Source organism: Flavihumibacter stibioxidans, assembly GCF_014332695.1.
Taxonomy (GTDB): Bacteria; Bacteroidota; Bacteroidia; order Chitinophagales; family Chitinophagaceae; genus Flavihumibacter; species Flavihumibacter stibioxidans.
In genome coordinates, this window is sequence record NZ_MBUA01000001.1 from 1,519,773 (window position 1) to 1,534,672 (window position 14,900).

The following is a 14,900-nucleotide window of genomic DNA, read 5'->3' on the forward strand; positions in this document are numbered from 1 at the left end:
CCCCGGTTCTAGTCCTGGTAATAAATTCTTTTTACCCGCTGTGAAATGCCTGTTAACATTTCATAGGGAATTGTGCCAGCCCATTCCGCCACCGCATTCACCGATAGCTCCCTCCCGAATACCACTACCTCATCGCCTTCTTTCACTCCAGGGATGCCTGTTATATCGATCATCGTCATGTCCATACAGATGCTTCCGATAACCGGTGCAAGGTGGTTTGCCACCAGCATTTTACCGCGGCCATTCCCCAGGATGCGGGGATACCCATCGGCATATCCAATCCTAACGGTAGCGGTGACCGTGGGTTCCGTAATTTTTCCGCGCCGGCCATACCCAACTGATTCTCCCGGCTCAAGGGATTTTATCTGGGCGATGGTGGTCTTCAGGGTGGAAACTTCCTCCAGCCTGAGTTTTCCGCTGGCTGCCGCATCCATTCCATAAAGCCCGATACCCAGCCTGACCATATCGAACTGCCATTGCGGATGCCGGAAAATGGCTGCCGTATTTTCAATATGCCGCAGGAACGGGTAAGGCAGGATGCCTGCAATCTGGTCGCAGTATTCCTGGAAGCGGCCTGCCTGTTCACGCGTAAAACCGTCCTGTGCGGGGTCTTCACTGGCGGCAAGATGGCTGAAAACTGACTGCACCTTAAAAACGGCACCGGGCAGCAATTGCAGCAATTCAGGAATATCCTGCCGGGAAAAGCCCAGGCGGTTCATACCCGTTTCCATTTCGAGGTGTACGGGATACAAGGGGATGCCTTCCTGGCGGATAAACGCTTCAAAGCGGCGGTACAGCCTGAGGGAATAAATCACCGGCTCCAGGTTATTGCTGACCAGCGCGTCAAATCCTGCCGGGTCTGCGTTCATCACCAGGATGGGAAGATGGATGCCGGCTTTCCGGAGGGCCACGCCTTCGTCTGTATAGGCAACGGCAAGGTAGTCGACCCCATGGAACTGCAACAGGTTGGCAATTTCAAAGCTTCCGCTGCCATAGGAAAAAGCTTTCACCATGGCCATCAGCCTGGTGCCCCCCTGTAACAACTGCTGGTATTGCCTGAGGTTATTCAGCATCGCATTCAGGTTGATCTCCATAACGGTCTGGTGTACCTGCATTTCGAGCTGGGCCGATATGGCTTCAAAACCGAATCTACGGGCACCTTTCACGAGGATGGTCTCATCCTGGAAGCTAAGCTCATCGAAATGCTGCAGGAAGTTTTCAGTGCTTAAAAACGATACAACCGGCAGGCCGTATTTTTCAATAACCTGCTGGTATTCGCTGATCACAGGGCCGATGGCCAGTAAACGCCCCACTCCATGATGCTTCAGCAAAGCGCCAATCCTTTCGTATAATTCAGCGGGACTGAGCCCGGCTTCCGGAATATCGGACAGTATAACGGTCTTGTGTATGTGCTGTTGTTGCTGGGAAAGGAAATCAAGTGCGATAGCAAGTGAACTGAGGTCCGCGGAATAACTGTCATTAATAACCGAACATTGATTGATGCCTTCCTTCAGTTCGAGCCGCATCGCCATCCGGTGTAACTGCCCGATCCTGGATTGTATGGTGTCAGCGGGCATTCCAAGATAAACCAGTGTGGCACAGCAGGTGAGTGCGTTTTCTATGGAAGCTTCATCCGTAAAGGGAATCTTCAGTTCAAACCTGTCCCCTGCCGTAAGGACCTGGCAAAGAGTATGTGTTTCCTGCTTCGCAGAAACCTGCACCACCATATCGCCATCCCCATCAAAGCTCCAGCCGAACAATGCTGGCGAGATGGCTCCGCGTCGGGCAATCATCTCGTCCACTAATCCTGCATCACGTTTGTATATGACGATGTCTGCATGGGCAAACAGTTTCCATTTTTCCTGCAGCTTTTCTTCCATGGAAGCAAAGCCTTCATTGTGGGCGGAACCAAGATTGGTAAAGATGCCGATGGTGGGCCGGATGATTGCTTCCAGGGCATCCATCTCGCCACAGCGGGAAATACCTGCTTCAAAAACAGCCAGCTCATGCTGCGGTTCCATCAGCCATACGCTGAGCGGCACACCGATCTGGGAATTATAACTGCGCGGACTCCTGATGACCTGCCGGTCTGGTTCCAACAACTGGTGCAACCATTCCTTCACCGTCGTCTTGCCGTTGCTGCCTGTAATGCCGATAACAGGAATCGAAAAATTCGAACGGTGCCGGGAAGCCAGCAACTGCAATGCTTTCAGGGTATCAGCCACCAATAAAAAATCAGCCTCCGGAAAGGAAGTGAAATCCTGTTTTTCACTGACAACAAAATGCCTGACTCCCTGCTGGTAGAGTTTACCTATGAACTGGTGGCCATCACGGCTTGCCGTTACCAGGGCAAAGAACAGGGTCGTTGGCGGGAATAATAATTTCCTGCTGTCGATCAGCAAATGGGCAACCGAACCGGTGGCTCCCTGCTGCACCCATCGTGCATTGATCATTCCGGCAATATCGGAAATTGTATACTGCACAGTTTTTAATGTAGGTCAGTATCCCTTTTCGCCAGTTCTTTTTTCTCTGCGGCATTGGCAACACTAACAGAGTAAACGATGGAGGCAGAGATACAGGCAACGATCACCAGTAGCGATACATACACCGGCACTTTGAAATGAAATATTTCCGCCAGCATTTTCAGTCCGATGAACACCAGTACAATGGCAATGCCCTGCTGCAGGTAAGCGAATTTGTTTACGGCCCCCTTCAGCAGGAAGAAGAGCGAGCGCAAGCCAAGTACCGCAAAAATATTGGAAGTGTACACCACCATCCTGTTCTGGGAAATGGCAAATACGGCCGGAATGGAATCCAGCGCGAAAATGATATCGGTTGTGGCCAGCATGATGATCACCACAAACATGCTTGTATAATACCTTTTACCATCCTGGCGGATTACATACTTACCCTCACCATCATGCGAAACCAGCGGTAATATCCGTTGCAGGAATTTATACACCACATTTTGAGACATATCAGTTTCCTCATCATGTTTGGCGGTGAACATCTTAATGCCGGTATAGAGCAGCAGGGCCCCAAAAACATAGAGCAGCCAGTGGAAGCGTTCAATCAGCACGATGCCTACCGATATGAAAATAATCCGGAACAGGATAGCCAGGATGATACCGATCAGCAAAGCGCGTGGTACGTATTGCTGCTTCACGCCGAAGAAGGAAAATATCAGGATGAAAACAAAGATATTGTCGATGCTGAGTGACCATTCCATCAGGTAGGCGCTCAGGTATTCAATGGCGGGTGTACGGCCATCCTCAAACCAGATGAATACGAAAAATGCCAGTGCCAGCGATACCCAGAAGATGGTTTGCACCAGTGCTTTTTTCATGGTGATCTCTGCCGACTTTTTACTCATCAGTCCCAGGTCAAAAACCAGGGCGACCAATACTACAATTCCAAAGACCAGGTAAGTAATTTGTTCAGGTGTCATGTCTGTTTTTATTTCTCTATTTCTCTATCTCTCAGGTTGCTATTTCTCTGTTTTCCCCTGGTACCGGTGTTTTCTCCACCACTGGTAAACCAGGCCAAACAATATGATCAGTAAAACGGGAACCAGTATATTGATCAGTTGCCATTTTGTTTTTGCTGCTTCCATTTTCTTTTTATCCAGCAGGCGAAGGGTAAAGTCTTTGCCCCTGGTTTCCAGGATACCGGATTCATCCACCAGGTATTCAATGCAATTCTGGATAAAATCGCGGTTGGCATACTGGTACTTGGTATAGGAGTTCATACCCATTGGCAGGGGACCTTCGTTCTGGGTTACTGCATTCAGTGCGATATCGCCATCGGCAATGACGATCATTTTATTTTCGGGAGAGGAGGTGTTGAAAGGCTGGCCTGCCGCCTGCAATGCCGCCCTTTCTTCTGCCGTAGCACGGTTGGCGTAGAGGGAGCTGAAGCTTCCTTCCAGCAAGACGGCCACGGGTTTGTTTCCCTGGTTGAATGTTTTCAGGTCATCCTCTGTTTCGATGCTCTGCCAGCTTACCCTGGCGGGTGTTGCCAGCAACCTGGTGTCAATGGAACTGGACAGTAAAATATTTTTACGGATTCCCTTAGCTTCCACCGTGTCGATGGAATTCGGGAACTGGGATAATACATAGTCCATGTTTTTGGCAACCGGGTGCCCGCTGTAATTGCTAAGCAATGGGAAATAGGGCCAGGGCAATAATTGGATTTGCGGTTTTCCCCCAACGCTTCCTATCACCGAAGGGATCTTGTCGGCGTTGAGGTCCTGGAGCAGGTCCTGGTTGATCCTCACGCCATATTTGAACAGCAGGTCTTCCAATTGCAGTCCCCTGTCAAAAGCGATAAAATCAGCCTGTGATCTTTGCAGGCTGTCCATTTCGGCATACAAATTATCTATCATCCACAGCATTTTGCCACCCTGCATCACGTACTGGTCAATTTTCAGTTTCTGGTCATCACCGAAAGCGATGGACGGCTTGGCAACGATGAGGGCGTCAAAAACGGGTGGTATGATGGGAACACTGTCGATCGGGAGTATGCGAAATGCGTAATTCTTCTTCAGCACATTTTCAATCAGGTCGTACACCTGGTAGGATTCAGGCTCACCATTGCCCACGAGGTAACCAATCAGCGGAACTGTATCCTGGTTCAGTTGGCGGATGGCATTGGCGAATTTGTACTCAAGCAGGGCTTCTGCTTTATTGAGTGATTCGAGTCCGCCTTCAGAGCTGACACCCTGGAGCAGGTCAATAGCTGTTGTACGGCCTTTGTGCGTAATAACCGCCCCGGGGAAAACCAGTCTTTCTTCCTGGCCTTCGCCTTCTTTCGTTTGTGCTTTAATGTTAGTAGGGTTCAGTCCCAGGTTTGCCAGTGAATCATAGAGGATAGCTTTTGACGAATCATTCAGTCCCTCCCCCGGTTTGATGAACCTGAAACGGAAATTGGTTTTCCCGGCAGATTTGAATTCCTGCAGGAGATCGTTGGTGCTGTTGGCCAGTTTCCGGAAGCCGGCGGGCATTTCACCGCTGAGCAATACATCCACACTAACAGGTTCATTCAAACCGGTCAGCAGTTGCCTGGCAGGTTTGGACAAAGTATAACGTCCTTCGGCGGTAAGGTCGGCGCGGAAGGGGACCAGGCCTGCGATCCAGTTGATCAGCAGTACAAGTACAAGCAGGACGATCCAATAATATTTTGAATGCGGTAATTTTTTCATAGGTCAATCAGCTCAGCGCAATTTTTCTGTTGGTGATCAATAAAAAGAAAGCGATGATGCTTCCGAAATAAACTATGTCGCGGCTGTCAACCACGCCCCTGCTGATACTTTTATAATGGAAATCGATTCCCATCAATTCCAGGAGATAATCGGCATTTCCCTGTAACACAGGCAGTTTGCTGACAGCGCTGAACCCGGTATAGAGCAGGAAACACATGAAGGCGCTGAGGAGGAATGCTACCACGCTGTTGGAGCTGAGGCTGCTGCACCAGGTTCCTATAGCGGTGAACACAGCCGCGAGCAGGAAGAGACCGATATATGACCCGGTGGTTCCGCCCACATCAATTCCTTTATCCTGGGCCAGTGCCTGCACGCTTACTGCATACAGGATGGTAGGCAGGATGGCAATGGCGACAATTAAATAGGCTCCCAGGTATTTGCCGGCAACCAGTTTGGCGGGTGACAGGGGTTTTGTTTTCAGGATTTCAAAAGTGCCTGCCCTGAATTCATCGGCCCAGCTTCGCATGGTAACTGCGGGCACGAGGAAGAGCAGGATCCATGGCGCCAGTTCAAAAAATTTTTCCAGGCTGGCATAACCATAATCAAGGATACTGGAGTCGGGGAATACGAACAGGAAGAGCCCATTCAGTAATAGAAAGACCACAATGGCAACCAGTCCGGTCAGACTTCCGAAGAACTGGCGAAACTCTTTTTTACAGATAGACCACATAGCACCAAAAATAAGTTTTCTCACGATGCCCTTTACAGATTCAGTGAATTTGTTGGATGATAAATCAGATTCTTTTAAATTCGCCCCCTACTTAACGAATTTGATTCGGTAGTAACCAAAACCAACTGCAAAACAAATCCCGCCGCCTGGCGGGATTTGTTGTTTTGCAACCCGGCGGAAAACCCCGTCTGACGTTTGGGTTCATGGGAAACCCGTCTGACGTTTGGATCCACGTTTTCCAGCAATGCTAAACGTCAGACGGGGGGATCACGTCAGACGGGTGGATCCGTTCGCGGGAAACCCGTCTGACGTTTGGATCCACGGTTTACAGCAATGCTAAACGTCAGACGGGGGGATCCGTCAGACGGGGGGATCACGTCAGACGGGTGAGACTCCGCATACCGGCTTCCCTACACCGCAAAGCTTTCACCGCAACCGCAGGTGCGGCTTGCATTGGGATTGTTGAAATAAAACCCCTTACCATTCAGTCCTTCTGAAAATTCGAGGGTGGTATCAACCAGGTATAAAAAACTCTTCAGGTCGGTGACCACTTTAATGCCATTGTCTTCAAACACCTGGTCGGCCGGCTGGCTTTTATTGTCGAAATCAAGTTTATAACTCAGGCCCGAACATCCTCCGCCTACGACGGAAACACGAAGGAAATAATCACCGCTATTGTCTTTATCGGCTTCCTTCAGCAAGGTCATCACTTTCTCCCGGGCTTTATCACTGACATGTATCATATAGTTCTATTATTTGTTATGTATGGTTGGTAAATGGTGGCTCCCTGGCCGGCTATTCATATACCGGCGGGTTTTAATTGCCTTAGCCGATCTACGGTTGCCTTCACCTGTTGCAGTATATAATCTATTTGTTCTTCGGTCGAAAACCGGCCAAGGCTGAAGCGCAGGGAAGCAAAGGCAAGCTCATCACTGATGCCCATGGCCTTCAGCACATGCGATGGCTCCATAGAGGCAGAAGTGCAGGCAGATCCGGATGAGACGGCAATATTTTTATTGAAGCCAAGCATCAGCCCCTCCCCGTCCACTTCTGCAAAGGAAAGATTGGACACATTGGGCAGGCGGTTTTGGGTATTGCCGTTAACAAGCACATCGGGTAAATCGGTGAGGGAGGCTTCCAGTTTATTCCTCCAGCCTGAGATTCGGCGGGATTCTGTTTCCATTTCGTTCCGGCAGATCTCACAGGCTTTACCAAACCCCACAATACCCGGCACATTCAGGGTGCCAGAGCGCATTCCACGTTCATGGCCGCCGCCATCCAGTTGTGCGGTAAGCCTTACTCGGGGGTTTTTCCTGCGCACATACAAGGCACCAACACCTTTCGGCCCATAGAGTTTATGCGCTGAAAAAGCCATCAGGTCAATTCCATCCCTTTTCACATCCACCGGAATTTTTCCCACGGCCTGGGTGGCATCAGAAAAAAACAGCACTCCATGCTTTTTGGCGATCGCGCCGATTTCAGGAACCTGCTGCACTACGCCCGTTTCATTGTTGGCATACATGAGTGAAATGAGGATGGTAGTGGATTTGATGGCCGCCTCCAGTTGGGAAAGGTCTATAAGTCCCTCACTGTTTACCGGAAGCCAGGTGACCTCCCCACCCATTTTTTCAATATGCCGGCAGGTATCCAGTACGGCTTTGTGTTCGGTAACGCAGGTAATAATATGATTGCCCTTGCCGGCATACATATCGAAAACGCCTTTGATAGCCAGGTTATCGCTTTCGGTGGCACCGGAAGTGAATACAATTTCTGAAGGTTCTGCCCCTACCAGCCTGGCCACCTGCTCACGGGCAAGGTCAACCGCTTCTTCTGCAATCCACCCGAAAGAATGGGTTTTACTGGCGGCATTGCCAAATTGTTCCGTGAAATAAGGCAACATGGCTTCCACCACCCTCGGGTCACAGGGTGTGGTGGCGTTGTAGTCGCAGTAAACCGGCAGTTTGAGCATATCCATACAACACAAAATTAGCCAAATCAGTTCAGATACCCCTCAATCCGTACTCCGGCCCTTCCATGAGCAGCCCGGTTCATTCTTCTCATTATCTTCGCTGCATGCGTAAAATCGAACACATCGGAATTGCCGTCAGGAGCCTGTCAACAGCCATCCCACTGTATGAGAAATTACTTAATACCCCCTGCTACAAAACTGAGGAAGTGGAAATGGAAAAGGTAAAAACGGCTTTTTTTGCCACTGGGGAGAACAAGATTGAGTTGCTGGAAAGTACTGATCCGGAGGGAGTGATCGCCCGGTACATCGACAAAAAAGGCGAGGGAATCCACCATATTGCCTTTGATGTGGAAGATATCGAAGCCGAGATGAAACGCTTGCAGGAAGAGGGTTTTGAGTTATTGAACCCTGCTCCAAAAAGGGGAGCTGATAATAAACTGGTTTGTTTCCTGCACCCCAAAGGCACCAATGGCGTGCTGATAGAACTCTGCATGGAGAACCGCACCTGACACCATTCACCTTTCACCCTTCACCCTTCACTGTTTCCCAGCCCCAGCTTTTCCACCGCGGCCTGGGCAGCAATCTGGCTGGCGTCCTTTTTATTGTAGGCTTTTCCCTGGGCCAAAAGTTGGCCGTCGACCACTGCGCCCACCGTGAACAGGCGCCTTCCCCCTTCAAATTTTTCCTCCAGGGTTTCGAATTCCAGGTTCTTGCCGTTTTTATTGGCCCAGCCGTATAATTTGTTCTTGTGGTTGATCTCCAGGTTTTCCAGGTCGTCCATGAACATATAAGGCTGGATCAGCCTTTCAAGTACCCAGGTGCGTGTTTTTTTATAGCCTTTATCGAGGTAAACCGCGCCCACCAGTGCTTCCAGGGTATTACCAAAGATTTGGCTCACTTTCAACGAGTTATCAAACTTATTGAAGTACACGATCTTTTTCAATCCCATTTTGATGGCCACCTCATTGAGGGTGTTCCGGTTCACCATCTTGCTGCGCATTTCGGTGAGGAATCCTTCTTCGCGGTAGGGGTATTTCTTGAACAGGTAGTCGGCCACGATGCCGCTCAGGATGGCATCTCCCAGGTATTCGAGCCGCTCGTTATTATCTGCTGCCGAGTCCCTGACAGAGCGATGAGTGAGGGCTGTTTTGTACAGTTCGGTATTACCCGGGGCAAAGCCCAGCACATTCTTCAATTGTTTTTTGAAGGCAGCTGTTTCGGGTGAACCTTTTAGAATACTGTCAAATAAACCCACAGATTAATTGGTTGATTACCTGAATCAAGTTAAGCGATTGGCATCAGAAAAGATGATCAACCTTCAAATTTCTTCACAATAACGCAGGCATTATGGCCGCCGAAACCAAAAGTGTTACTAAGTGCAGCCCTTACGGTTCTTTGCTGTGCTTTATTGAAAGTAAAATTGAGCCTTGGATCCAGGTCCGGATCGTCAGTAAAATGATTAATGGTGGGAGGCACCAGGTCGTGAATAACCGCCTTAATGGATGCGATGGCCTCAATAACGCCTGCCGCGCCGAGGCAGTGCCCGGTCATGGATTTGGTGGCGGAAATATTCAGGTTATATGCATGGTCCCCAAAAACATTCATGATGGCTTTCACTTCGGCGACATCCCCCAGGGGGGTGGAGGTACCATGGGTATTGATATAATCAATATCGGATGGTTGCATTCCTGCGTCTTCCAGGGCCGCCAGCATTACGTTGCGGGCACCCAGTCCTTCGGGATGCGGGGCGGTGATATGATGCGCGTCGGCAGTGGCGCCACCGCCGGCGATCTCGCAATAGATTTTGGCGCCACGGGCTTTGGCATGTTCCAGTTCCTCCAGGATGAGGATACCGGCAGCTTCCCCCATCACGAAACCATCACGGTCCTTGTCGTAAGGGCGGCTGGCGGTTTGCGGATCGTCGTTGCGTTCGCTCATGGCCTTCATGGCATTGAAACCACCCACTCCGGCTTCGCTGATCACGGCTTCGCTGCCACCGCTGACGATGATATCAGCCTTACCCAGGCGGATCAGGTTCACCGCTTCGATGATGGCATTGGTACTACTGGCACAGGCGCTGACCACCGCGAAATTGGGGCCGCGGAGGTTGTGGCGCATGGAAATCTGGCCGGCAGCAATATCCAGGATCATTTTCGGAATGAAAAAAGGATTGAAACGCGGGGTGCCATCACCTTTGGCAAATTCCATCACCTCATGCTGGAAGGTGATCAGTCCGCCAATTCCGCTTCCAAATACCACCCCGATACGATCGGGATTGATATTTTCCTTATTCAAACCGGCATCTGCCATGGCTTCATCAGAAACCACCAGGGCAAATTGGGTGAACCTGTCTATTTTTCTTGCTTCTTTTCTGTCGAGGTACTGGGTTGCATCAAAGTTCTTTACCTCGCAGGCGAATCTTGTTTTGAATTTAGACGCGTCGAAGGAAGTAATATTAGCTGCACCGGGAACGCCATTAATCAGCCCGTTCCAGTACTCTTCCAGGGTATTACCCACCGGAGTAAGAGCACCCATACCTGTTACTACAACTCTTTTCAGTTCCATGTAGTTTGCCGGATTTTAAACGTGAATAATCCGCCTTCTGAGCATTTAAAGCTTTCGAGAGGCGGATTAAATATGCCTGTAACGGTAGCCCGTTTACTTAGCGTGCTCTTCTAAATAAGCAACAGCCTGGCCAACAGTAGTGATAGTTTCAGCCTGCTCATCCGGGATAGAGATATTGAATTCCTTTTCGAATTCCATGATCAGTTCTACTGTATCCAGAGAGTCAGCTCCCAGATCATTGGTGAAAGAAGCTTCGTTGGTTACTTCCGCCTCGTCTACTCCTAATTTGTCAACAATGATCTTTTTAACTCTTGTTGCGATGTCTGACATTGTAGTAAAGTTTAGTTACGGGTGCAAAAATATACTTTTTGAGTAAATAACAATTTTTGACACTTTTTTTATTCTTACCGCCTATACACATATAAAATTCCTTTACTACTAACAATTGTAAGCAAAAAAGGCTGCAAACGATTGCTGTGCGGATGATTTTCGTAAATTGACCATCCCAAACAACCAAATACTATACTGATGGCCTTAAAACTGATAGATCACGGTTCCCCGGAGTATCAACAGATGGTTTCTTTACGCAATGAAGTTTTAAGGAAACCGCTGGGACTCAGCTTTTCCCACGAAGAACTGGAGAAAGAAAAGGAGGAAATCCTTATCGCCGCCTTTGAGGACGAAAAAATGCTGGGCTGCTGCATGCTGGTGCAGGAAGAGCCCGGAACGGTACGCCTGCGACAGATGGCCGTCAGCAATACCCTGCAGGGAAAGGGTATCGGCAGGGCGCTGATGAACTTCGCCGAAAACATCGCACGCGACCGCGGATACCGCAAACTGACCATGCATGCCCGCAAAACAGCAGTGGGTTTCTACGAACACCTGGGCTATAATGTTTGCAGCGAGGAATTCGAAGAAGTGACCATTCCGCATTATGTAATGGAAAAAAGGTTGCGTTAGGAAACTTCCGCTTTCACTTCCTTACCAACCACCACCCCGTGCATCCGCTGCAGGAACGCAAGGATAGTTTTCATGTCCTTCATTTTGTCTGCCACCAGTAAAAAGTTTTTACCGGTCTGCTTAAGCCTTGCATTGTTGACATGGGTTTGCAGGTAAGATAAAATATCACGGAAAAGGTCAGACTCGAAGTAAGGCGAGTCATGTTTGTTCACGAAGAAACATTTCAGGGTTTCATCGCGCAGCAACAATTTCTCAAAGCCAAGGTCCACCCCCAGCCTGCGCACCCGCACCGCATCGAACAGGTCTTCCACCTGTTGCGGGATCACGCCAAAACGGTCATGCATCTCTGTATGGAAGGCCCGCAACTCTTCTTCGGTTTCGCAGTTATCGAGCCGCTGGTAAAGGCTGAGCCTCTCCGTTATGCTTTCCACATAACTGTCGGGGATCAGTATCTCCAGGTCAGTATCGATGGTACAATCCTGCACATAGTCTTCCTGTTTCGCGATCTCCTCCCTGAACAGTTCGCGGAAGGAGGTGCGCTTCAGTTCGCGGATGGCTTCATCCAGGATTTTCTGGTACATTTCAAAGCCGATCTCTGCCATGAACCCGCTCTGCTCCCCTCCCAGCATATTGCCCGCGCCCCTTATGTCAAGGTCCCGCATTGCAATCTGGAAACCACTGCCCAGTTCACTGTGCTGCTCAAGGGTCTGCAAACGCTTCTTTGAGTCCGAAGGCAGGGTGCTCATCGGAGGTGCCAGCAGGTAACAGAATGCCTTCCTGTTGCTCCGGCCCACCCTGCCACGCAACTGGTGCAGGTCACTCAATCCGAACTGGTGCGCGTTGTTTACAATGATCGTGTTCACATTCGGGATGTCCACACCGCTTTCCACAATATTGGTACATACCAGCACATCGTATTTTTTGTCGATAAAATCCATGATCCGCTCTTCCAGTACATGCCCCTCCATCTGCCCATGGGCATAACCGATAGAAAGGTCAGGGCAGTGCCCCTGGATAATTGCGGCCATTTCCGCCAGCCCGTTGATGCGGTTGTGGATGAAGAACACCTGCCCTCCGCGCTCTGTTTCATAGTAAATGGCATCGCGGATAAAGTCCTCATTGTACACCTGCACTTCGGTCTGTATCGGCTGACGGTTGGGAGGCGGGGTATTGATGATACTGAGGTCTCGCGCGCCCATCAGGCTGAACTGCAGGGTTCTTGGGATAGGCGTTGCCGTTAGCGTAAGGCAGTCCACATTTGTCCGCAGGGTTTTGATCTTCTCCTTGTGCGCCACCCCGAACTTCTGCTCTTCATCGATGATGAGGATTCCCAGGTCTTTGTACTTCACCTCCTTGCCCAGCAAACCGTGCGTACCGATGATGATATCGATCTTGCCTTCTTCAAGTTTCTTAAGTGTTTCCTTCTTCTCTTTGGCGCTCTTGAACCGGTTGATATAATCCACAGTTACAGGAAAATCCTTCAACCTGTCCTTAAAGGTCTTGTAATGCTGGAATGCCAGGATGGTGGTGGGAACCAGTACCGCCGCCTGCTTGCCGTCCACCACGGTTTTAAATGCCGCACGGATGGCCACTTCCGTTTTTCCGAAGCCCACATCGCCGCAGACCAGCCGGTCCATGGGCGAGGGCGATTCCATATCCTTTTTCACATCGGCGGTGGCCTTGCTCTGGTCAGGGGTATCCTCGTATATAAAGGATGCTTCCAGCTCGGTCTGGAGATAGGTATCCGGAGTATGCTGAAATCCTTGCTGGGACTTCCTTTGCGCATAAAGTTTGATCAGGTCAAAGGCAATTTCCTTCACCTTTGTTTTCGTCTTCTCCTTCAGTTTGGCCCAGGCATCGCTTCCCAGTTTGTTCACTTTGGGAACCGTTCCTTCCTTCCCGGTGTACTTGGATATCTTATGCAGCGAGTTGATGTTCACATACAGGATATCGCTGTCCTTATAAATGATCCGCACGGCTTCCTGCAATTTGCCGTTCACTTCCAGTTTCTGGAGGCCGCTGAACACGCCTACACCGTGATCAATATGCGATACAAAATCGCCGGGCTGCAGTTCACGCAGGGTTCGCAGGGTAAGGGCCTTGTTCTTGTTATAGGCCTGCTTTACCTTGTATTTGTGGTACCGCTGGAAGATCTGGTGATCAGTATAACAGACTATTTTGAGATCCTCATCAATGAACCCGCCGTGGATGGCTGCGGGTATGGGTGTAAAAGGTATTTCCGCTTTCAGGTCTTCGAAAACACTGTGCAGCCTTTCAAGCTGTTTCGGATTCTCGGCAAAAAGATAGAGGCTGAATCCTTTTTTAGCCCACTGCTGGAAGTCCCGGATCAGCAGTTCAAACTGCCGGTTGAAAGATGGCTGTGGTTTGGTGTGAAAACTGATCTCGGTGCACAGCCCCCCCGGGAAGGATGCATGCCCTTCCAGTTCGATCACATGGTGCTGTCTGAGTTGCGCTTCGAGGTCCGCTGCACTGATAAACTCATCCCGCCGGATCGTTTTCTTTACCAGTTTATCTTCTTCCTCTTCTTCCCTGAACACCACGCCTTCATTACGGTCGAGGTAGAGATCCAGGTCTTCTTCCTGGATCACTATGCGCTCTTTTACAAACTGCCAGTCATTCATCCATGCAACGGTATTGCCGGGAAGGAAGTCTAAGAGGGTAACCGTGGCCTTTTCGGGCATTTCGGACTGCAGGTTCGGAATAATGCTTACCTGCAGAAGTTTGCGTTCACTGAGCTGCGATTCAGGGTCAAAAAGGCGGATGCTGTCCACCTCATTACCAAAAAGTTCCACCCGGTAGGGCTTTTCGTTGCCGAAGGAATAGATATCCAGGATGCCGCCCCTGACCGCAAACTGTCCTGGTTCGTACACAAAATCAGTGCGGGTGAATCCGGCATTGGTGAGTTGTTCGTATAGTTTTACGGTGTCGAGGGTATCATTGACCTTGATCCGGATAATATTTCCGCTGAGGGTTTCGGGTGGCACCACTTTTTCAAAGAGGGCTTCCGGGTAGGTTACCACGATCTTTTTGTTCCCCCCGGCGCTGAGGCGGGTGAGGGTTTCGGTTCGTAGCATCACATGGCTGCTGTTGAGCAGCCGGAAGTTCTTTTTATTCCGGAAAGAGGCCGGGAAATAAAACAGGTCCAGGGCCCCCGTCAGGTTTTCAAGGGTATTATGGAAATAAGCGGCTTCTTCGGCATCGTTGAGGATGACCACATGGTTCACCTGTTCGGTTATTTTGTTTTTGAAGAGCGCAGTTACGAGGAATTCCGGGGAGCTGCCGGAAAGATTTTTCAGCACCAGGTGCTGGGGTACGGACATGGTGAGCCTGTCCGCCAGTTGAAAAAGGCGGGGGTCCTTGCCATACTGCTCCAGTAAATGTTCCAGGTTCATGTACACAAAACCGGACCTGTCGGGTCCGGATTGCAAAGATAAGCAGAATGCAGAAGGTAGATT

General features: G+C 49.9%; 12 protein-coding genes. 2 read left to right on the forward strand and 10 right to left on the reverse strand.

The genetic code is table 11. The annotated features are described in order from the left end of the window. Positions 1 to 8: 8 nt before the first annotated feature. From BC349_RS06475 to BC349_RS06500, 6 genes are all read right to left on the reverse strand, one after another. Complete coding sequence (locus tag BC349_RS06475; RefSeq protein WP_187255895.1) at positions 9 to 2,483, reverse strand: bifunctional UDP-N-acetylmuramoyl-tripeptide:D-alanyl-D-alanine ligase/alanine racemase; 2,475 nt, start codon at positions 2,481 to 2,483, stop codon at positions 9 to 11. A gap of 5 nt (positions 2,484 to 2,488) precedes the next feature. Beyond that, the gene (locus BC349_RS06480) at positions 2,489 to 3,448 is read right to left on the reverse strand and encodes a TerC/Alx family metal homeostasis membrane protein (protein ID WP_187255896.1); all 960 of its coding nucleotides are present in this window, start codon (positions 3,446 to 3,448) and stop codon (positions 2,489 to 2,491) included. Positions 3,449 to 3,487: 39 nt separating this feature from the next. Beyond that, a complete protein-coding gene (gene gldG / locus BC349_RS06485) occupies positions 3,488 to 5,200 on the reverse strand; it encodes a gliding motility-associated ABC transporter substrate-binding protein GldG (protein ID WP_187255897.1) in 1,713 nt (570 codons plus the stop codon). Between the two features lie 7 nt (positions 5,201 to 5,207). Then, entirely contained in the window at positions 5,208 to 5,954 is a 747-nt protein-coding gene (gene gldF / locus BC349_RS06490) for a gliding motility-associated ABC transporter permease subunit GldF (RefSeq protein ID WP_343063660.1), read from the reverse strand. 386 nt (positions 5,955 to 6,340) lie between these two features. Continuing rightward, positions 6,341 to 6,673 (reverse strand): HesB/IscA family protein, encoded by a 333-nt coding sequence (locus tag BC349_RS06495; protein WP_187255898.1) that lies wholly within the window; start codon positions 6,671 to 6,673, stop codon positions 6,341 to 6,343. Positions 6,674 to 6,729: 56 nt separating this feature from the next. Then, positions 6,730 to 7,905 carry an IscS subfamily cysteine desulfurase gene (locus tag BC349_RS06500; RefSeq protein WP_246456801.1) on the reverse strand — a complete coding sequence of 392 codons (1,176 nt, stop codon included), beginning with the start codon at positions 7,903 to 7,905 and terminating at the stop codon, positions 6,730 to 6,732. Between the two features lie 98 nt (positions 7,906 to 8,003). Between BC349_RS06500 and mce the strand changes: the two genes are divergently transcribed. Further along, the gene (gene mce / locus BC349_RS06505; protein ID WP_187255899.1) at positions 8,004 to 8,408 is read left to right on the forward strand and encodes a methylmalonyl-CoA epimerase; all 405 of its coding nucleotides are present in this window, start codon (positions 8,004 to 8,006) and stop codon (positions 8,406 to 8,408) included. 20 nt (positions 8,409 to 8,428) lie between these two features. On the opposite strand, the gene rnc is transcribed toward mce, so the two are convergent. The 3 genes from rnc to BC349_RS06520 all read right to left on the reverse strand — a co-directional run bounded on the left by rnc (position 8,429) and on the right by BC349_RS06520 (position 10,794). Beyond that, positions 8,429 to 9,154, reverse strand: coding sequence for a ribonuclease III (rnc, locus tag BC349_RS06510; RefSeq protein WP_187255900.1), 726 nt, complete (start codon positions 9,152 to 9,154; stop codon positions 8,429 to 8,431). 56 nt (positions 9,155 to 9,210) lie between these two features. Then, the gene (gene fabF / locus BC349_RS06515; RefSeq protein ID WP_187255901.1) at positions 9,211 to 10,464 is read right to left on the reverse strand and encodes a beta-ketoacyl-ACP synthase II; all 1,254 of its coding nucleotides are present in this window, start codon (positions 10,462 to 10,464) and stop codon (positions 9,211 to 9,213) included. 93 nt (positions 10,465 to 10,557) lie between these two features. Then, positions 10,558 to 10,794 (reverse strand): acyl carrier protein, encoded by a 237-nt coding sequence (locus BC349_RS06520; protein ID WP_026751146.1) that lies wholly within the window; start codon positions 10,792 to 10,794, stop codon positions 10,558 to 10,560. Positions 10,795 to 10,992: 198 nt separating this feature from the next. Here BC349_RS06520 and BC349_RS06525 point away from each other — a divergent pair, with 198 nt between their 5' ends. Beyond that, entirely contained in the window at positions 10,993 to 11,424 is a 432-nt protein-coding gene (locus BC349_RS06525; RefSeq protein WP_187255902.1) for a GNAT family N-acetyltransferase, read from the forward strand. Here BC349_RS06525 and mfd read toward each other — a convergent pair. Next, entirely contained in the window at positions 11,421 to 14,873 is a 3,453-nt protein-coding gene (gene mfd, locus BC349_RS06530) for a transcription-repair coupling factor (RefSeq protein ID WP_246456803.1), read from the reverse strand. The genes BC349_RS06525 and mfd overlap by 4 nt on opposite strands. Positions 14,874 to 14,900 lie beyond the last annotated feature (27 nt).

Bases quoted from the DNA above. Each gene is read 5' to 3' on its own strand.
- gldG (WP_187255897.1), bottom strand. From the start codon at position 5,200: ATGAAAAAATTACCGCATTCAAAATATTATTGGATCGTCCTGCTTGTA.
- mce (WP_187255899.1), top strand. From the start codon at position 8,004: ATGCGTAAAATCGAACACATCGGAATTGCCGTCAGGAGCCTGTCAACA.
- BC349_RS06495 (WP_187255898.1), bottom strand. From the start codon at position 6,673: ATGATACATGTCAGTGATAAAGCCCGGGAGAAAGTGATGACCTTGCTG.
- BC349_RS06525 (WP_187255902.1), top strand. From the start codon at position 10,993: ATGGCCTTAAAACTGATAGATCACGGTTCCCCGGAGTATCAACAGATG.
- fabF (WP_187255901.1), bottom strand. From the start codon at position 10,464: ATGGAACTGAAAAGAGTTGTAGTAACAGGTATGGGTGCTCTTACTCCG.
- BC349_RS06500 (WP_246456801.1), bottom strand. From the start codon at position 7,905: ATGGATATGCTCAAACTGCCGGTTTACTGCGACTACAACGCCACCACA.
- BC349_RS06480 (WP_187255896.1), bottom strand. From the start codon at position 3,448: ATGACACCTGAACAAATTACTTACCTGGTCTTTGGAATTGTAGTATTG.
- BC349_RS06520 (WP_026751146.1), bottom strand. From the start codon at position 10,794: ATGTCAGACATCGCAACAAGAGTTAAAAAGATCATTGTTGACAAATTA.